The following is a 20,704-nucleotide window of genomic DNA, read 5'->3' on the forward strand; positions in this document are numbered from 1 at the left end:
CCTCGGCTGGGGAACGAGCCGGGCGTCGGCACGCAGGGGTCACTCCGGGCGTCCTTCCAGAAGGCCGGCCAGTACCGCGGCCACCTGGCGCAGGGGCTCCGGCCCGGTCATGTCGCTGTGCGTGGAATCGACCGGGTAGGTGTGCAGGCGTCCGGTGAAGAAGGGACGCCACCGGCCCATGACCCCTTCCTCCGGGACGCGTCCTTCCGTGGCGGGGAAGTGGTGGATGTTGCCTTCGAAAACCTCAGGCGCGCTGCGCTGGAAGAGCCGGAGGTTGTCCTTGATGGTCTGCGCGAAGGCGCGGACGTGGTCCTCCTCCAGGACCCAGGTGGTGGCGAATTCGCGACGGATGACGCGCAGGGTCTCCGTCACCGTGAGCGGGTGCTCGATCCCCTCGGTCCCGCACCCCAGCGAGCGCAGAAGATCGAGCAGGATGTCGTGGTCGTCGACCTCGACGACCGGGGCTTCGAGGTCCGGCGGGTAGCTGTCCATGAGGGCCAGCAGGGCCACTTTCTCCCCGCTCCGCTGCAGCCGCTCCGCGACGGCGTGGGCAAGGTTGCCGCCGATGGACCAGCCGAGCAGGTGGTAGGGACCGCTCGGCTGGACGCTCCTGACGCGATCCAGATAGAGAGTGACCAGGGCGTCCAGATCGGCCGGGGGAGCCGTGCCTTCGAAGGCCGGCGACTGCAGCCCGTACACCGGCTGCTCGGAGGGCAGGTGCCTGATCAGGCCGGTGTAACTCCAGCTCAGGCCGCTGGCGGGCGGGAAGCAGAGCAGCGGCGGCCGCTCTCCGTGGCTTCGTAGCGGGAGCACGGGCTGGAACGGGTCCTCCTCGGCGCCGCCGTCCAGCCACGACGCGAGCCCTGCCACGGTCGGGTGCTGGAACATGTTCACGAGGGACAGTTCCGCACCGGTGGCGTCCCGGATGTGGCTCAGCAGCTGGACGGCGAGCAGCGAGTGTCCGCCGAGGTCGAAGAAGTTGTCGTCGATCCCCACCTGCGGCAGGCCCAGGACCTCGGCGAATATGCGGCTGAGCAGCCCCTCGCGAAGGTTGCGCGGTTCCCGGCCGGTGCTGCCGCCGGTGTAGTCGGGGGCGGGGAGGGCGGCCCGGTCGAGCTTGCCGTTGGCGTTGAGCGGGAGGGCGTCGAGGACGACGACCGCCGAGGGGACCATGTAGTCGGGCAGGAGGCGGGAGAGGTGAGAGCGTACCGCGGCCGCGCCGAAGTCCGTGTCAGGGCCCGCGGCGGGCGCGGCCTCGGGAGGCTCCGTCGAGGCGGTGGGCACGACATAGCCGATCAGCCGTTTGTCGCCGGGGTGGTCTTCGCGGGCGATGACGGTGGCCTGGGCGACGGTCGGGTGGGTGAGCAGGGCTGCTTCGATCTCGCCGGGTTCGATGCGGTGGCCGCGAATCTTGAGTTGGTGGTCGGTGCGGCCGAGGTAGTCGATCTGGCCGTCGGGTGTCCAGCGGGCGAGGTCGCCGGTGCGGTACATGCGTTCGCCGGGGTGGCCGTGGGGGTTGGCGACGAAGCGTTCGGCGGTGAGGGCGGGCTGGTGGTGGTAGCCGCGGGCGAGGGTGGGGCCGGTGATGTAGAGCTCGCCGGGCACGCCGATCGGGACGGGCTTTAGTGCGGTGTCCAGCAGGTAGGTGTGGGTGTTGGTGATCGGGGTGCCGATGGTGACGGGAGCATCGGGTGTGTGGGGGGTGAGGGTGGCGGTGGTGGCGCAGACGGTGGTCTCGGTGGGGCCGTAGGCGTTGATGAGGGTGCGGTCTCGGGTCCAGGGGTGGACGAGGTGTGGGGGGAGGGCTTCGCCTGCGGTGATGAGGTGGGTGAGGGTGGGCAGGGTGGCGGGGTTCAGGTGGGGTAGTGCGGTGGGTGGCAGTGTTGCGTGGGTGATGTGGTGGTGGGTGATGAGGTGGGTCAGGTCGGGGCCGGGTAGCAGGTGGTGGCGGGGGGCGGTGATGAGGGTGGCGCCGGTGGTGAGGGTGACGGTGATCTCGGCGATGGCGGCGTCGAAGGCGGGGGAGGCGAATTGCAGGACGCGGCCGGCGGGGGTGAGGTGGAAGCGTTCGGTTTGGGCGGTGATGAGGTGGGTCAGGCCGTGGTGGGTGACGGTGACGCCTTTGGGGGTGCCGGTGGAGCCGGAGGTGTGGATCAGGTAGGCGGGGTGGTGGGTGTGCAGGGGCTGGGTGCGGTGGTGGTCGGTGGGGTCGGTGGCGGGGTGATGGGTGTGGGGGTGGGTGTCGAGGTGGACAGTGACCAGCGGCAGGTCGTCGGGTAGCGGGGTGGTGGTGTGGGTGATCAGGAGGGTGGGAGCGGCAGCGGTGAGGATGTGGGTGATGCGGTCGGCGGGGTGGTCGAGGTCGATGGGTAGGTAGGCGGCGCCAGTCTTGGTCACGGCCAGGAACGCGACGATGAGGTCGATGGAGCGGGGTAGGGCGACGGCGATGAGGTGTTCGGGGCCCGCGCCGTGGGTGATGAGCAGGTGGGCGAGCTGGTTGGCTTGGGTGTTCAGTTCGGCGTAGCTGACGTGGTCGCCGTCGTGGTGGATGAGTGCGGTGGCCTCGGGGGTGCGGGAGACCTGGGCTTGGAACAGCTCGGGCAGCGTCCGGGCGGGGAGGTCTCGCGCGGTGTCGTTCCACTCGACGAGGACCCGCCGGCGCTCGGCCTCACCCAGCACGTCGACGGTGTCCACCCGGACATCCGGGTCCGCCGCTGACGCCGCCAGCACCCGAACGAAACGCTCCACCAGCACCTCGGCGGTAGCCCGGTCGAACAGGTCGGTCGCGAACGTGACCGCACCGTCCAGCCCGGCGGCGCCCCCCTCGGAGTCGAAGAGTTCCCCCAGCATGAACGTCAGATCGAAGACCGGGTTGTCGCCGATGTCGAGTCTTTCGATGTGCAGGCCGGGCAGTTCCAAGCTCGCGGGCGCGACGTTCTGCAGGGCGAGCATGGTCTGGAAGAGGGGGTGGCGGGCCATGGACCTGGTGGGGGCCAGGTCCTCCACGAGTTGCTCGAAGGGAAGGTCCTGGTGGGCGAGGGCGCCGAGGGCTTGTTCGCGGACGTGGTGGAGGAGTTCGCGGAAGGTGGGGCCGCCGGACAGGTCGGTGCGGATGACGAGGGTGTTGACGAAGAAGCCGACGAGGTGGTCGAGGTTGTCGTCGGTGCGTCCGGCGATGGGGGTGCCGACGGGGATGTCGGTGCCGGCGCCGAGGCGCGACAGCAAGGTGGCGAGGGCGGCCTGCAACACCATGAACATGGTGACGCCCTCGGCACGCGCCAGCTCGGCGAGCCTCCGGTGCAGGTCGGCGTCGACGTGGATGCCGGTGGTGGCGCCGCGCTGGGTGGCTGTCGGGAGGCGGGGCCGGTCGGCGGGCAGGGCGAGTTCCTCGGGCAGCCCGGCGAGGGTCTCGCGCCAGTAGGCGAGCTGGGCGGCGTGCGGGCTGTGCGGGTCGTCCGGGTCTCCCAGCAGGTCACGCTGCCAGAGGGCGTAGTCGGCGTACTGCACCGGCAGCGGCTCCCAGGCCGGTGCCTCGCCACCGGAACGGGCGGCATACGCGATCGACACGTCCCGCGCCATGGGACCCATGGACCACGCGTCGCCCGCGATGTGGTGCACCACGATCAGGAGGATGTGCTCCTGCGGCCTCAGCCGGAACACCCGGGCCCGCAACGGGATGTCGGAACGCAGGTCGAACGGCAGGGCCGACACCTGGAGGACCTGCTCGCGTAGATCCGCTTCGAGGACGTCGGCCGTCGGCATGTCGAAGGAGACGTGCTCGGGCGGGAGGATCCGCTGCCGAGGTACGCCGCCGGCGGCCGGGAAGACGGTTCGCAGCACCTCGTGCCGGACGAGAAGGTCCCACAGGGCGGCGCGCAGCGCTCCGGCGTCCAGCTCGCCCCGGAGGCGCAGCGCCACCGGGATGTTGTAGTTGGCGTTGCCGCCCTCCAGCTCGCGCAGGAACCACAGCCGGGTCTGGGCGAAGGACAGCGGCAGCTCGTCCGGCCGCGAGCCGGGCGTGATCCGGGGCCGTACCTGATTCACCTCGCCCAGCCGGGCGGCGAGTCCCGCGACGGTGGGGGTGTCGAACAGGGCCCGGATCGGCATCTCGATGCCGAGGACCGCCCGGATCCGGCTGGTCAGGCGGGTGGCGAGCAGGGAGTGCCCGCCCAGGTCGAAGAAGTCGTCGTCGATGCCGACCTGTGGCAGGCCGAGCACGTCGGCGAACACCTGGCACAGGAGCTCTTCGCGGGGGTCGCGTGCCTGCCTGCTTCCCTCGATGGCCTCATACGCCGGGGCGGGAAGGGCGGCCCGGTCGAGCTTGCCGTTGGCGTTGAGCGGAAGCCCGGGCAGTACGACGAGGGCGGCGGGGAGCATGTAGTCGGGCAGGGAGACGGCCAGATGCGCGCGCACGGCCACGGCGTCGACCAAGGCACCCTCACGCCCCACCACGTAACCGACGAGCCGTTTGTCACCGGGGTGGTCCTCGCGGGCGATGACGGTGGCCTGGGCGACGGCCGGGTGGGTGAGCAGGGCTGCTTCGATCTCGCCGGGTTCGATGCGGTGGCCGCGGATCTTGATCTGGTGGTCGGTACGGCCCAGGTGTTCCAGCTCACCGTCGCCGTTCCAGCGGGCGAGGTCACCGGTGCGGTACATCCGCTCACCGGGTCGGCCGTACGGGTTGGCGACGAACCGTTCGGCGGTGAGGGCGGCACGGTGGATGTAGCCGCGGGCGAGCTGGGCGCCGGCGACGTACAGCTCCCCGGGGACGCCCGGGGGGACGGGCTGGAGGCGGGTGTCCAGGACGTAGGTCTGCGTGTTCCACATCGGTCGGCCGATGGGGGCCGTCCCGGGGCCGCTCTCCCGGGGGAAGGTGACCAGGTGGTCGGTGCAGCCGACGGTCGTCTCGGTGGGGCCGTAGTGGTTGATGACGGGCACGTCGGGATGGGCGGCGTGCCACTGGTCGAGCTGGGCCGTGTGGAGAGGTTCCCCGCCGAGCATGAGCCGACCGGTGGGCGCCCAATCGCCGGGCAGGGTCTGCAGGTACGCGAGGTGGCTGGGAGTGGCCTTGAGGAAGGTGATCTCGTGGCCGGCGAGCGTGGCGGGGAGCGTCTCGTCCCAATCGGCGATGTGCACGCGTCCGCCGGCGGTCAGGGCGCCGTACAGAGCGGTGACGCCGAGGTCGAAGGCGATGGAGGCGTGCAGCAGGGTGCTGCCGGACAGGTCCGGGTAAGCGTGGCGGGCACGGGTGACGTAGTTGACCACGCCCCGGTGGGTGACGGCCACGCCCTTGGGCCTGCCGGTGGAGCCCGAGGTGTAGATGACGTAGGCGGGATGCGCCGGCAGCAGCGGACCGTGACGCTCGGCGTCCGGCAGGTCGTGACCGGGCTGGACGGCCAGGTCCAGGTCGTCGTCGAGGAGCAGGTACGGGACCTCCGTCCGCGGCAGGAGGTCGTGGCCGGTGACCAGGAGCGCGGGACGCGCGTCCCCGAGCAGGTGCGCGACGCGCTCGGCGGGCTGGTCGGGCTCGATGGGCAGGTAGGCCGCGCCGGTTTTCACCACGGCGAGCAGGGCGACGATCAGGTCGACCGAGCGGGGAAGGATCACCGCGACGAGCTGTTCCGGACCGATGCCGTGCCGGACGAGCAGGCGGGCGAGCCGGTTGGCGCGGGCGTTGAGGTCGGCGTAGGACAGTTCGGTGCCCTCGAACACCACGGCGGTGGCGTCCGGGGTACGGGCCGCCTGGGCCTGGAACAGCTCGGGCAGCGTCCCCGCCGGGACCTCGCGCGCGGTGTCGTTCCACTCGGCCAGGACCCGGTGGCGTTCGGCCGGGCTGAGCAGGTCGATTCCGGCGACCGGCCGGGTGACGTCGGAGCTGACGGCGTCGAGCAACCGGACGAGCCGTTCCACGAGGGTCACAGCGGTGCCGTGGTCGAACAGATCGGTGGCGTAGGTGAGGTTGCCGAACATGCCGGAGGGGCCTGACGTGAAGGCCTCCTGGAACTGGACGTCGAGGTCGAACTTGGCGGACTGATCACCGCCGGTCAGCGTCGCGACATCGAGGCCGGGCAGGTCGAGGCTCGCGGGCGCGGTGTTCTGCAGGGCGAGCATGACCTGGAAGAGCGGGTGGCGGGCCATGGACCGGGTGGGGGCCAGGTCCTCCACCAGCCGTTCGAACGGCACGTCCTGGTGAGCGAAGGCGTCCAGGGTCCGTTCGCGCACCCGGTGCAGGAGTTCGCGGAAGGAGGGATCGCCGGACAGGTCGGTGCGCATCACGAGGGTGTTGACGAAGAAGCCGACGAGGTCGTTCAGGCTTTCGTCGGTGCGTCCGGCCACGGAGGTGCCGATGGGGATGTCGCTGCCCGCGCCGAGGCGTGACAGGAGGGTGGCGAGGGCGGCCTGGAGCACCATGAACATGGTGACGCCCTCGGCGCGCGCCAGGTCGGTGAGCCGCCGATGGAGATCGGCGTCGATGTGCACCTGCACGGTGCCGCCGCGGTGGGTGGCCACCGGTGGGCGGGGCCGGTCGGCGGGCAGGGAAAGCTCTTCGGGCAGGTCGGCCAGGGCCTCGCGCCAGTAGTCGAGCTGGCGGTGAAGGGCACCGGCCGCGTCGCCGTCCTCGCCCAGGAACTCGCGCTGCCACAGGGCGTAGTCGGCGTACTGCACCGGCAGCGGCTCCCACTCCGGAGCCAGGCCGGCCGCGCGGGCGGTGTAGGCGACGGAGATGTCGCGGGCCAGCGGCGCCAGCGACCAGCCGTCACCGGCGATGTGGTGCACCACCAGCACCAGCACGTGCTCCCGGGGACCGACGGCCAGCAGCCGCGCCCGCAGCGGCAGGTCACGGGCGAGGTCGAAGGGGTCTGCGGCCTCCTCCCGGATGGCCGCGGCCAGCTCGTCCTCGGCGACCTCGGCCACCGGGAGGTCGACGTCGACCTCGTCGGAGGTGAGGATCCGCTGCCGGGGGTCGCCGTCGTGCGTCGGGAACAGGGTCCGCAGCACCTCGTGACGGCCGGTCACGTCGGTCAGGGCCCGCCGCAGAGCGTCCCGGTCCAGGTCGCCGGTGAGCCGCAGCGCGATCGGGATGTTGTAGAGCGCGGAGGGGCCTTCGAGTTCGCCGAGGAACCACAGGCGTTGCTGGGCGAACGACAGCGGGACGACCTCCGGACGCGACCCGGCGGCAAGGGCGGGGCGCGCGGCGTCGGCGCCGGTCAGATACCCGGCGAGCCCGGCGACGGTGGGGGTGTCGAACAGGGCCCGGATCGGCATCTCGACGCCGAGGACGGCGCGGATCCGGCTGGTCAGGCGGGTGGCGAGCAGGGAGTGCCCGCCCAGGTCGAAGAAGTCGTCGTCGATGCCGACCTGTGGCAGGCCGAGCACGTCGGCGAACGCCCGGGCGAGCAGGTCTTCCCCAGGCGTACGCGGTTCGCGGCCGACGGTCCCCTCGACGTAGTCCGGCGCGGGCAGGGCTGCCCGGTCGAGCTTGCCGTTCACCGTGAGCGGGAGCCGGGGAAGGACGACCACGGCCGAGGGCACCATGTAATCGGGCAGCAGGCGCGAGGCGTGCGACCGCACCTCCGCGCCGGTCACGCTCTCCCCGGAGCCGGAGCCGGAGCCGGAGCCGGAGCCGGAGCCGGAGCGCGGGGGAACGACATAGCCGACGAGACGCCTGCCGCCCGGCTGGTCCTCCCGGACGATCACGGCGGCCTGCGCAACCATCGGATGCGTGACGAGGGCGGCCTCGACCTCGCCGGGTTCGACCCGGAAACCACGGATCTTGACCTGCTCGTCGCTCCGCCCGGCGAACTCCAGGAGCCCGTCCACGGTCCAGCGGACCAGGTCGCCGGTGCGGTACATGCGCTCGCCGGGTGTGCCGTACGGGTTGGCGACGAACCGCTCGGCCGTCAGGCCCGGCCGGTTCACATACCCCCGGGCCAGACCGGCGCCCGCCACGTAGAACTCGCCCATCACACCCGGCGGGACGGGCCGGAGCGCGGCGTCCAGCACGTGGACGCGGGTGTCGGAGACGGGGGTGCCGATCGGAACCGTGCGGCCGTCCGCCGGTTCGCCGGGCCGCAGGGTGTGCGCGCTCGTGAAGGTCGTGCCCTCGGTCGGGCCATAGCCGTTGATGAGCAGCATCTCCGGGAACGCCTCCGTCACCGCCAGGACGGCGGCGGGCGACAGCACGTCGCCACCGGCCAGCACGCAGCGCAGCCCGCGCAGGACGGTCGGGTCCGTCTCCACGACCTCGTGGAACAGTCCCGCGGTGAGCCACATGACGCTCACCCGGTGATCGCGAACGAACTCGCGCAGCTCGAAGACCGAGAGGTTCCGGGAGGGGGCCACGGCGAGGACCGCTCCGTTGAGCAGGGCGCCCCACAGCTCGAACGTGGCGGCGTCGAAGGACACCGACGCCAGCTGGCCGACGACGTCGTCGGAACGCAGCTCGACGTAGTTGGCCTCCCGCACCAGGCGGCCGATCGCCTCGTGCGGCACGGCGACACCCTTGGGGCGGCCGGTAGAGCCGGAGGTGTAGACGACGTACGCCGGGTGCTCGACCAGGAGGGGATGGACACGGTCGCCGTCGCCGAGGTCGGTCGCGGGCAACGCGGCGAGGGCGCGTACCGTCTCCGGGGCGTCCAGGACGAGGTACGGCACCCGCCCGCCGTCCTCCGGGTCCGGCTCGCCGGTGGTGACCAGGAGCGCGGGCCCGGCGTCCTCCATCAGATAGGCGATCCGCTCCGCGGGATAGGTGTGGTCGATCGGAAGGTAGGCGGCACCGGCCTTCACCACGGCGAGCAGGGTGACGACCAGGTCGGCGGAGCGTTCGAGCCGGACCCCGACCAGGGTCTCCGGACCGATGCCGTGCCGGACGAGCAGGCGGGCGAGCCGGTTGGCGCGGGCGTTGAGGTCGGCGTAGGAGAGCTCGGTGCCCTCGAAGACCACGGCGGTGGCGTCCGGGGTGCGGGCCGCCTGGGCCTGGAACAGCTCGGGCAGCGTGGCGGCCGGGACCTCGCGCGCGGTGTCGTTCCACTCGACCAGGATGCGGTGGCGTTCGGCCGGGGTGAGCAGGTCGATGCCTGCGACCGGCCGGGCCGGGTCGGCGGCCACGGCGTCCAGCACCCGGACGAACCGCTCGGCCAGTGTCTCGACGGTGTCGTGGTCGAACAGGTCGGCGGCGTAGGTGATGGTGCCGGCCAGGCCGGTCCGGGTCTCGTGCAGTTCGACGTCGAGGTCGAACTTGGCGGGCAGGGAGCCGAAGCCCACCTGCTCGATGTCCAGGCCGGGCAGGTCGAGGCTCGCGGGCGCGGTGTTCTGCAGGGCGAGCATGGTCTGGAAGAGCGGGTGGCGGGCCATGGACCGGGTGGGGGCCAGGTCCTCCACCAGCCGTTCGAACGGCACGTCCTGGTGGGCGAAGGCGTCCAGGGTCCGTTCGCGCACCCGGTGCAGGAGTTCGCGGAAGGTGGGGTCGCCGGACAGGTCGGTGCGCATCACGAGGGTGTTGACGAAGAAGCCGACGAGGTCGTTCAGGCTTTCGTCGGTGCGTCCGGCGACGGAGGTGCCGATGGGGATGTCGCTGCCCGCGCCGAGGCGTGACAGGAGGGTGGCGAGGGCGGCCTGGAGCACCATGAACATGGTGACGCCCTCGGCGCGCGCCAGCTCGGCGAGCCGCCGGTGCAGGTCGGCGTCGACGCGCACCTGCACGGTGCCGCCGCGGTGGGTGGCTACCGGTGGCCGCGACCGGTCGGCGGGCAGGGTGAGTTCCTCGGGCAGGTCGGCCAGGGCCTCGCGCCAGTGGTCCAGCTGGTGGTGGAGGGCGCTCGCCGGGTCGTCCGGGGTGCCGAGGAGTTGGCGTTGCCAGAGGGCGTAGTCGGCATACTGCGCCGGCAGCGGCTCCCACTCTGGGGCCAGGCCGCCGGAGCGGGCGGTGTAGGCGGCGGAGATGTCGCGGGCCAGCGGCGCCAGGGACCAGCCGTCACCGGCGATGTGGTGCAGCACCAGGACCAGGACGTGCTCCCGGGGACCGACGGCCAGCAGCCGCGCTCGCAACGGCAGGTCACGAGCGAGGTCGAAGGGACCCACGGCCTCCTCCCGGATGGCCACGTCAAGCTCGCCCTCGGCGACATCGGCCACCGGGAGGTGAACCGTCTCGGGGGCGAGGACGCGCTGCTCGGGTACGCCGTCGACGTGCCCGAAGACGGTGCGGAGGACCTCGTGCCGGGTGACGACGTCGGACAGCGCGGCACGCAGAGCGTCCCGGTCCAGGTCGCCGGTGAGCCGTAGCGCGAACGGGATGTTGTAGAGCGCGGAGGGTCCTTCGAGCTCGCCGAGGAACCACAGGCGTTGCTGGGCGAACGACAGCGGGACGACCTCCGGACGCGACCCGGCGACAAGGGCGGGCCGCGCGGCGTCGGCGCCGGCCAGATACCCGGCGAGTCCCGCGACGGTGGGGGTCTCGAACAGGGCCCGGATCGGCACCTCGACCCCGAGGACGGCGCGGATCCGGCTGGTCAGGCGGGTGGCGAGCAGGGAGTGCCCGCCCAGGTCGAAGAAGTCGTCGTCGATGCCGACCTGTGGCAGGCCGAGCACGTCGGCGAACACCTGGCACAGGAGCTCTTCGCGGGGGTCGCGTGCCTGCCTGCTTCCCTCGATGGCCTCATACGCCGGGGCGGGAAGGGCGGCCCGGTCGAGCTTGCCGTTGGCGTTGAGCGGAAGCCCGGGCAGTACGACGAGGGCGGCGGGGAGCATGTAGTCGGGCAGGGAGACGGCCAGATGCGCGCGTACGGCCACGGCGTCGACCAAGGCACCCTCACGCCCCGCCACGTAACCGACGAGCCGTTTGTCACCGGGGTGGTCCTCGCGGGCGATGACGGTGGCCTGGGCGACGGCCGGGTGGGTGAGCAGGGCTGCTTGGATCTCGCCGGGTTCGATGCGGTGGCCGCGGATCTTGATCTGGTGGTCGGTGCGGCCCAGGTGTTCCAGCTGACCGTTGCCGTTCCAGCGGGCGAGGTCGCCGGTGCGGTACATCCGCTCACCGGGTCGGCCGTACGGATTGGCGACGAAGCGTTCGGCGGTGAGGGCGGGCTGGTGGTGGTAGCCGCGGGCGAGGGTGGGGCCGGTGATGTAGAGCTCGCCGGGCACGCCGATCGGGACGGGCTTTAGTGCGGTGTCCAGCAGGTAGGTGTGGGTGTTGGTGATCGGGGTGCCGATGGTGACGGGAGCATCGGGTGTGTGGGGGGTGAGGGTGGCGGTGGTGGCGCAGACGGTGGTCTCGGTGGGGCCGTAGGCGTTGATGAGGGTGTGGTCTCGGGTCCAGGGGTGGACGAGGTGTGGGGGGAGGGCTTCGCCTGCGGTGATGAGGTGGGTGAGGGTGGGCAGGGTGGCGGGGTTCAGGTGGGGTAGTGCGGTGGGTGGCAGTGTTGCGTGGGTGATGTGGTGGTGGGTGATGAGGTGGGTCAGGTCGGGGCCGGGTAGCAGGTGGTGGCGGGGTGCGGTGATGAGGGTGGCGCCGGTGGTGAGGGTGACGGTGATCTCGGCGATGGCGGCGTCGAAGGCGGGGGAGGCGAATTGCAGGACGCGGCTGGCGGGGGTGAGGTGGAAGCGTTCGGTTTGGGCGGTGATGAGGTGGGTCAGGCCGTGGTGGGTGACGGTGACGCCTTTGGGGGTGCCGGTGGAGCCGGAGGTGTGGATCAGGTAGGCGGGGTGGTGGGTGTGCAGGGGCTGGGTGCGGTGGTGGTCGGTGGGGTCGGTGGCGGGGTGATGGGTGTGGGGGTGGGTGTCGAGGTGGACAGTGACCAGCGGCAGGTCGTCGGGTAGCGGGGTGGTGGTGTGGGTGATCAGGAGGGTGGGGGCGGTGTTGGTGAGGATGTGGGTGATGCGGTCGGCGGGGTGGTCGAGGTCGATGGGTAGGTAGGCGGCGCCTGCTTTGGTCACGGCCAGGAACGCGACGATGAGGTCGATGGAGCGGGGCAGGGCGACGGCGATGAGGTGTTCGGGGCCCGCGCCGTGGGCGATGAGCAGGTGGGCGAGCCGGTTGGCTTGGGTGTTCAGTTCGGCGTAGCTGACGTGGTCGCCGTCGTGGTGGATGAGTGCGGTGGCCTCGGGGGTGCGGGAGACCTGGGCTTGGAACAGCTCGGGTAGCGTCCGGGCGGGGAGGTCTCGCGCGGTGTCGTTCCACTCGACGAGGACCCGCCGACGCTCGGCCTCACCCAGCACGCCGATACGGTCCAGCGGCCGGTGAGGTGAGGTCTCCAGCGCGGTGACGACGCCCTCCACGGCCGTCTCCACCATGGCGCACAGGGCGTGGGGAGAGGCCGGTGCGACGGACTGTGCCGTGAGGTGGAACGCGTCGCCGGTGTCGTCCACGATCATGCCGACCGGGTAGTTGCTGCGCTCGTGCGTGAAGAGCACCTCCACGCCGGGCAGTCCGGTGCCGGTCCGGCCGGTGCTCGCGCCGCCGTGGCGGTAGTTCAGCAGCGAGGTGAACAGGGGGGCGTTCCCCCGGATGCCGCTGGCCCGCTGGGCGAGTGTGAGCGGGGCGTGTTCGTGGCGGAGCAGCTCGGCGAGCTGGGCCTGGGTGGCGCGGACGGCGTCCAGCACCGGGGTTCCGCGGGTGTCGAGACGGACCGGGAGGGTGTTGATGAACAGCCCGACGGTACGGTCGGCTCCCGCGCCCATCCGGCCGAACAGGATGGTCCCGAAGACGACGTCGTCGCGGCCGGAGGTCGCGGCCAGCACACGGGCCCAGACGAGGTGGAAGATCGTCGCAGGGCTGACGCCGAGGTGGCGGGCCTGCTCGCGGAGCCTCGAGGCCAGGTCCGGACGGATCCGGGCGGTGGCCTCTGCGGTGTCCGCGCCGGTTGCGTGGATGTCGGCCAGTCCGTAGGGGGCGGTGGGCTCGGTGACGTCGCCGAGCAGGCGCTGGAAGTAGGCGTCGTGTTCCCGCGTGGAGACCTGGGAGCGGGTGAGGGCGACGACGTCCCGGTAGGGGGTGACGGCCGGGAGCCGGTCGTCGGTTCCGTGGATGAAGGCGCTGATCTCGCCGAGGATGATGTCGAGCGAGGTGTGGTCCTGGATGAGGTGGTGGACCTGTACCAGCGCGAGCCATCTGCCCGGGGCGCCGGGGTCTTCGGCCACGTACACCTGGACGAGGGGGGCCCGGGTGACGTCCATGGTCTTGGGGCAGACGGCCAGGAGTTCGGCGACCGGCTCCCGGGGTTCGCCGGTCAGCGTCACCTCGCTGATCGGCGGTGCGGCCCGGCGGAGGACGACCTGGACGGGCCGGCGGAGGCCGTGCCAGAGGACGGCGGTCCTGAGGAGGTCGTTGCGGTCGACGACCTTCCGCAGGGCGGTGGTGAATGTGTCGAGGTGGGTGCGGGTGTCGAAGGCGAGGACGGTCGGGAGGACGTAGGTGTCGTCCTGGGTCTCGTGGCCGACGAGGTGGTGGAAGAGGATGCCCTCCTGGAGCGGGGCGAGCGGGTAGACGTCGGCGATGTTGGCGGCGCCGCCGGGGACGGCCGCGACGATCCGGGCGATCTCCTGTTCCGTCAGGTCGGCCAGGGGGAGCATGTCGGGGGTGATGGCGGTGGCGCCGGCGGGGATGCGGGCGGCGGGGGCATGGGTGGTGGCGGGGTCGGTCGCGGCGGCGGCGAGGCCGGCGACGGTGGGGGTGGTGAACAGCGCGCGGACGTCGACGACGAGGCCGTGGGCGCGGAGGCGTTCGACGAGGGTGACGGCGAGGAGGGAGTGCCCGCCGAGGTCGAAGAAGTTGTCGTCGACCCCGACGGCGGGCAGGCCGAGGACGTCGGCGAAGGCGGCGCAGAGGATCTCTTCGCGGGCGGTGACCGGTCCGCGGCTGCCGGTGGCGGTGTAATCGGGAGCGGGGAGCGCGGCCCGGTCGAGCTTGCCGTTGACCGTGAGCGGGAGCGCGTCCAGGATCACCACGGCCGAGGGCACCATGTACTCGGGCAGCAGCCCGGACACATGGGTGCGGACGGCGGCGCCCTCGATGTCGGCGCCGGTGGCCACGTACCCGACGAGGCGTTTGTCGCCCGGCTGGTCCTCGCGGACGACCACGGCGGCCGCGGTGACGGCGGGGTGGGAGGCGAGGGCGGCCTCGACCTCGCCCGGCTCGATCCGGAAGCCGCGGATCTTGACCTGGTCGTCGGTGCGGCCCAGGTACTCGATCTGGCCGTGGACGTTCCAGCGGGCCAGGTCGCCGGTGCGGTACATCCGCTCCCCGGGGGCGCCGTACGGGCCGGCGACGAACCGCTCGGCGGTCAGGCCCGGACGGTCCAGGTACCCGCGGGCGAGCTGCACCCCGGCGAGGTACAACTCGCCGGGAACGCCGGCGGGGACGGGCCGCAGGCGGGCGTCCAGGACGTAGGCGCGGGTGTTCCAGACCGGAGTTCCGATCGGGACGGTGGGAGCGTCCGGCGTGAGGTCGGAGGCGTGGGTGACGTCGATCGACGCCTCGGTGGGGCCGTAGAGGTTGTGCAGCGGGACGTCGAGCGTGGCGAGGAAGCGGTCGCGCAGGTCGGGGGTGAGCGCCTCGCCGCTGGTGAGGACGGCACGCAGGGACGTGCAGCGGGCGGCCGCCGGTTCGGCGAGGAACGCCCTGAGCATGGAGGGCACGAAATGGGTGACGGTGACCTGCCGGGTCCGTACCAGGCCGGCCAGGTAGGCGGGGTCGCGGTGCCCTCCGGGACGGGCCACGACCAGGACCGCTCCCTGGAGGAGAGGCCAGAAGAACTCCCACACCGAGACGTCGAACCCGAACGGCGTCTTCTGCAGCACCCGGTCCGTGTCCCCGATGGGGTACCGGTGCTGCATCCACGCCAGCCGGTTGACCACTCCCCGGTGCGGCACGGCGACGCCCTTGGGCCGTCCGGTGGAGCCGGAGGTGTAGATGACGTAGGCGGAGTGGTCGATCAGCAGCGGTCCGTGCCGGTCCGCGTCGGACAGGTCGCCGGCGGACTGGCCGTCGAGGACGGCCGCCGTGTCCGGGGCGTCCAGGATCAGGTGTCTCCCGCCTGCGGGGAGGCGCGGGTGCAGGTCGCCGGTGGTGACGACCAGGGCCGGGCGGGCGTCGTCGAGGAGGTGGGCGAGCCGTTCCACCGGGTGGTCGGGGTCCAGCGGCGCGTACGCGGCACCGGCCTTCACCACGGCCAGCAGGGTGACGACGAGGTCGGCGGAGCGTTCGAGGTGGACCCCGACCACGGTCTCCGGGCCCGCCCCGTACTTGGTCATGAGGCGGGCGAGCCGGTTGGCCCGGGCGTTGAGCTCGGCGTAGGTCACCTCGGTGTCCTCGAAGACCACCGCCGTCGCGCCGGGGGTGCGGGCCACCCGCGCCTCGAACAGTTCCGGCAGCGTGGCCGCCGGGACCTCGTGCGCGGTGTCGTTCCATCCGGCCAGGACCAGGTGGCGTTCGGCCGGGGTGAGCAGGTCGATGTCGGCGACCGGCCGCGCGGGGTCGGCGGTCACCGCGTCGAGCACCCGGACGAACCGCTCGGCCAGCGCCTCCACCGTGCCGTGGTCGAACAGCTCCGCCGAGTAGCCGATGCCGCCCGCGATGCCGGCCGGGACGCCGCCGGGGCCGAAGCCCTCCCCGAGGGACACCGAGAGGTCGGCCCTGGCCGGCACCTCCCGGCCGGCCACCACGGTCACGTCGAGACCGGGCAGCCCGAGGGTCGCCTCGGCGTTGTCCTGCAACGCCAGCATGACCTGGAACAACGGCTGGCGGGCCATGGACCGGACGGGGGCCAGGTCCTCCACCAGGCGTTCGAAGGGCAGCTCCTGGTGGGTGAGGGCGTCCAGCTGGCGTTCGCGCACCCGGCCCAGCACCTCGCGGAACGAGGGGCGTCCCGACAGGTCACCACGGATCACCAGGGTGTTCACGAAGAGGCCGACGAGGTCGTTCAGGGCCGTCTCGGTGCGCCCGGCCACCGGGGTGCCGATGGGGATGTCGGTGCCCGCGCCGAGGCGCGACAGCAGGGTGGCGAGGGCGGCGTGGAGCACCATGTACATGGTGACGCCCTCGGCCTGGGCGAGGGCGCTCACCCGCCGGTGCAGGCCGGCGTCGATGTTCAGGTCCACCGTGCCGTCGCGATGGCCCGCCTCCAGGGGACGGGGACGGTCGAAGGGCAACGGCAGTTCCTCCGGCAGGCCGGCCAGGGCATTCCGCCAGTACGCCAGCTCCCGGTTCAGGAAGCTCTCCGGATCGTCCGACTCCTCCAGCAGGTCACGCTGCCAGACGGCGTAGTCGGCGTACTGCACCGGCAGCGGCTCCCACTCCGGGGCACGGCCGGCCGCGCGGGCGGTGTACGCGGTGGAGACGTCCCGGGCCAGGGGGGCCAGCGACCAGCCGTCGCCCGCGATGTGGTGCACCACCAGGACCAGGACGTGCGCCCGCGGGCCCACCGCCAGAAGGCGGGCCCGCAGCGGGATGTCGCGGGCGAGGTCGAAGGGACGGCCCGCCTCCTCGGCCACCACCCGCGCCGTCTCGTCCTCCGGCACGTCGATCACCGGCAGCCGCGGATCGACCTCGTCCGGGGCGAGGATCCGCTGCTCCGGCACGCCGTCCCGCACCGAGACGACCGTGCGCAGCACCTCGTGTCGCTCGATCACGTCCGCCAGTGCCCTGCGCAGGGCCTCCCGGTCGAGATCGCCGGCCAGCCGCAGCGTGATCGGGATGTTGTACAACCCGCTGGGCCCCTGCAGCTCGTCCAGGAACCACAACCGCTGCTGAGCGAAGGAAAGGGGAATCATCGAAGCTCTCTTTGACGGACGACGGGCTGTACAGAGGACGGGGAACGGGCGGTGGTCAGCGTGACCGGGGGCGAAGGACCGGCCGGCGCCGCTGTTCCGGGCCGAGCCGCTTCGCCAGCCCGGCCGGCGTGGGCGTCTCGAAGATCGCGCGGATCGGGACGTCCCTGCCGAGGGCGGCGCGGATGTGACCGGCGAGCTGGGTGGCGAGCAGGGAGTGCCCGCCGAGGTCGAAGAAGTTGTCGTCCGCCCCGATGTCGGGGACGCCCAGCACCTCCGCGAACACGCGGCACAGGGCCGCCTCCTCGGCCGAGGCGGGTTCCCGTCTCGCGGTCTGGCCGGTGTAGTCGGGTGCCGGCAGGGCGGCACGGTTCAGCTTGCCGTTCACGGTCAGCGGCAGCGCGGGAAGGACCACGACGGCCGCGGGGACCATGTGCTCCGGCAGCAGGGTCCCGGCATGGGCGCGAAGCGCGACGCCGACCGCGCGGAGGGCCTCCACGTCCCCGGTGGAGGCCGCGTGGAGGATCTCCATGGCCCTGGCCGTAAGCTCACCGGACGGCAGCTCACCGGACGGCAGCTCACCGGCCGGGACGACGTAGCCCACAAGGCGCCTGTCCCCCGGCTGGTCCTCGCGCACGACCACCGCGGCCTGGCCCACCACGGGGTGGGAGACCAGTGCGGCCTCGATCTCGCCGGGCTCGATGCGGAATCCGCGGATCTTGACCTGCTGGTCGGCCCGGCCGAGGTATTCCAGCTCGCCGTCGGCGTTGTGGCGGGCCAGGTCGCCCGTCCGGTACATGCGCTCCCCGGGGCCGCCGTACGGATCGGCGACGAACCGCTCGGCCGTGAGCCCGGACCGGCCGAGGTAGCCGCGGGCCAGGCCGGCGCCCGACACGTACATCTCGCCCGCCACGCCCGCGGGCGCCGGCTGGAGCCCTCCGTCGAGCACGTACACCCGCAGGTCCGGGATCCCCCGGCCGATGACGCTTCCCTTCCCGGACGTGTCCCGCGCCGTCAGCGGTGCGTAGGTGACGTGGACGGTGGTCTCGGTGATGCCGTACATGTTGACCAGGCGTGGCGCGTCGTCGGCGTGGCGGGCGTACCAGCCCTCCAGCCGGCCGGGGTCCAACGCCTCACCGCCGAAGATCACCGTTCGCAGTGCCAGCTCGCGCCCCAGCCGGGGGTTGTCGCCGTCGGCCTGGACGAGCTGGTGGAACGCGGACGGCGTCTGGTTCAGCACGGTGACGCGCTCGCGGACGAGCAGGCGCAGGAAGTCCTCCGGCGAACGGGACACGGCGAACGGGACGACGACGAGCCGGCCGCCGTGCAGCAGCGCGCCCCACAGCTCCCACACCGAGAAGTCGAAGGCGAAGGAGTGGAACCACGTCCACGCGTCGTCCGGCCCGAACCCGAACCACTCGTCGGTGGCGGCGAACAGCCGCGTGACGTTCCCGTGCGTGACCGTGACGCCCTTGGGCCGTCCCGTCGACCCCGAGGTGTAGATCACGTAGGCGGGATGGCCGGGCAGCGGCGCGCCACCGCGTCCGGCGGCCGTCAGGTCTCCACCGGAGAGGCCGTCCAGGTACGCGACGGTGGCGGGATCGTCCAGCACCAGGCGGCGCACGCCGTCCGGCAGCGCGCCCGCAACCGCGCCCGTGGTGACGACCAGTTCCGGGGCGACGTCCTCCAGCAGGTAGGCCACCCGGTCGGCCGGGTACTCCGGATCGATCGGCACGTACGCCGCCCCGGCCTTGATCACCGAGAGCAGGGTGACGACGAGATCCGGCGAGCGGTCCATCATGACCGCGACCCGGCACTCCGGTCCCGCCCCCCGTGCGACGAGCATCCGCGCCAGCCGGTTCGCCCGGTCGTCGAGCTCGGCGTAGCTCAGGCGGACGTCCCCTGCGACCACGGCGGTCGCCGAGGGGGTGCGGGCCGCCTGCGCCTCGAACAGTTCCACGAGCGTGGCCTGCGGGACGTCGCGGGCGGTGCCGGCCGGGCCGGCCGGCAGCCGGTCGCGCTCGCCCAGAACGCCGACCCGCCGCAACGGGCGTTCCGGATCGTCCTCGAGCGCGGCGACGAGACCCTCGACCGCGGTGTGCGTGAACGCGGCCACCGTTCCCGGGTCGATGGGGGCGACCGCCTGGACGTGGAAGGTGAAGTACGTGTCCCTGTCGTCGACGGAGAGCTCCAGCGGGTAGTTGGAGCGCTCGTGCGCGTACACGTACTCGATCCCGTCGAGAGGCGCCTCCTCGGATCCCCCGCTGTGGCGGTAGTTGAACAGCGAGGTGAACAGCGGTGTCCGGGCGGGAACGCCGCTGGCCCGCTGGGCCAGGGTGAGGGGCGCGTGCTCGTGCTCCAGGAGTTCCGCGAGGTGCCGCCGCATGGCGTGCACGGCGTCGCGCACGGTCGGCGCGCCCGTGTCGAGGCGCGCGGGCAGGGTGTTCACGAAGAGGCCGGGCACCCGGTCGGCTCCGGCGCCGGCGTTCATCCGGCCGAACAGCACCGTGCCGAACACCACGTCGTCGCGGCCGGAGGTGGCCGCCACCACCCGCGCCCAGGCGACGTGGAACAGTGTCGCCGGGCTGACCGCGAGCCGCCGCGCCTGCTCGCGCACCCGCCGCGCCACCGCGTCGTCGAGCCGGACCCGCACCTCGGAGACGTCGCCGCCGTCCCCGTGCACGTCCAGCACGCCGTACGGCGCGGTCGGCTCGGCGACGTCCCCCAGCAACTCGGCGAAGAACCGCTCGTGCTCCCGCGCCGACGTGCCGAGCCGGGCCTGCGCGACGAAGTCCCGGAAGGGCAGCGGCGCGGGCAGCGTGTCCCCGGCCCCGGCGAGGATCGCGCGGATCTCCTGGAAGACGAGCGCGAGTGACGTGCGGTCCTGCACGATGTGGTGGACTTCGAGCAGGACGTACCACCGCCGGTCGCCGGGGTCCCGCGCGACGACGACCCGGAGCAGGGGCGCGCGCCGGAGGTCGATGGGCGTGGTGCGGGCGGCCAGCAGGCGGCCGGTGACGTCCACCGGCACGTCGCCGCCGTCCAGGTGGAGCGTCTCGACCGGGATCGACGCGGTGCGCAGGACGACCTGGACCGGTTCCCTGAGCCCTTCCCACACGAAGGCCGTGCGCAGGATGTCGTGCCGGTCGACGACCCGCTGCATGGTGGCGAGCAGCGCGTCCACCCGCGCCCGGGAGTCGAGCCGCAGGACGAACGGCAGCGTGTAGAGGTCGGTGCCCTTCTCGTCCTCCATCAGGTGGTGGAAGAGGATGCCCTGCTGGAGCGGGGCCAGCGGGTAGATGTCGGCGATGTTGGCCGCCCCGCCGGGCACCCGCGCCACGATGCCGTCGATCTCCTCGGCCGTCAGGTCGGCCAGCGTCACCATCTCGGGTGTGATGGCCGTGGCACCGGCGGGGATGCCGTTGGCCGGGACCACCACTCGCGGGGCGGCCTCTCCGGCGAGCGCCGCCAGACCCGCCACGGTCGGGCTGGTGAACAGGGCCCGCACGTCCACCGGGACACCGGCCGCGCGTGCCCGCTCCACCAGCGTCACCGCCAGCAGCGAGTGCCCGCCCAGCTCGAAGAAGTCGTCGTCGACGCCCAGGGCCGGCAGGCCGAGCACCTCGGCGAACAGGGCGCACAGGATCTCCTCCCGCGCCGTGGAGGGGCCGCGCCCGGTAACGCCGGCGCCGTGGTCCGGGACGGGCAACGCCTCGCGGTCGAGCTTGCCGTTCACCGTCAGCGGGAGCGCGTCCAGGGGCACGATCGCGGCGGGGACCATGTACTCGGGCACCAGCCGGGCCAGGTGGGCGCGGATCTCCGCGACGTCCGCCTCCCCTGCGGGCACCACGTAGCCGACGAGGCGCCGGTCGTCGGGCCGGTCCTCGCGGACGATGACGGCGGCCTGGGCGACGGCCGGGTGGGTGAGCAGGGCGGTCTCGAT

The 20,704-nt window shown here is 72.6% G+C and carries 2 protein-coding genes; both read right to left on the minus strand.

Annotation, left to right across the window (positions count from 1 at the left end; genetic code table 11):
- Positions 1-39 precede the first annotated feature (39 nt).
- Positions 40-16,764, minus strand: coding sequence for a non-ribosomal peptide synthase/polyketide synthase (locus AB0F88_RS26825; RefSeq protein WP_362689565.1), 16,725 nt, complete (start codon positions 16,762-16,764; stop codon positions 40-42).
- A gap of 55 nt (positions 16,765-16,819) precedes the next feature.
- Positions 16,820-20,704 (minus strand): amino acid adenylation domain-containing protein (locus tag AB0F88_RS26830; protein ID WP_362689568.1); only part of this gene is annotated, 3,885 nt, incomplete at its 5' end.

The sequence above is a fragment of the Streptosporangium sp. NPDC023963 genome (assembly GCF_040639135.1).
Lineage (GTDB): Bacteria > Actinomycetota > Actinomycetes > Streptosporangiales > Streptosporangiaceae > Streptosporangium.

Excerpts from the sequence above, each read along its gene's own strand:
- AB0F88_RS26825 (WP_362689565.1), bottom strand. The coding sequence starts at position 16,764 with ATGATTCCCCTTTCCTTCGCTCAGCAGCGGTTGTGGTTCCTGGACGAG.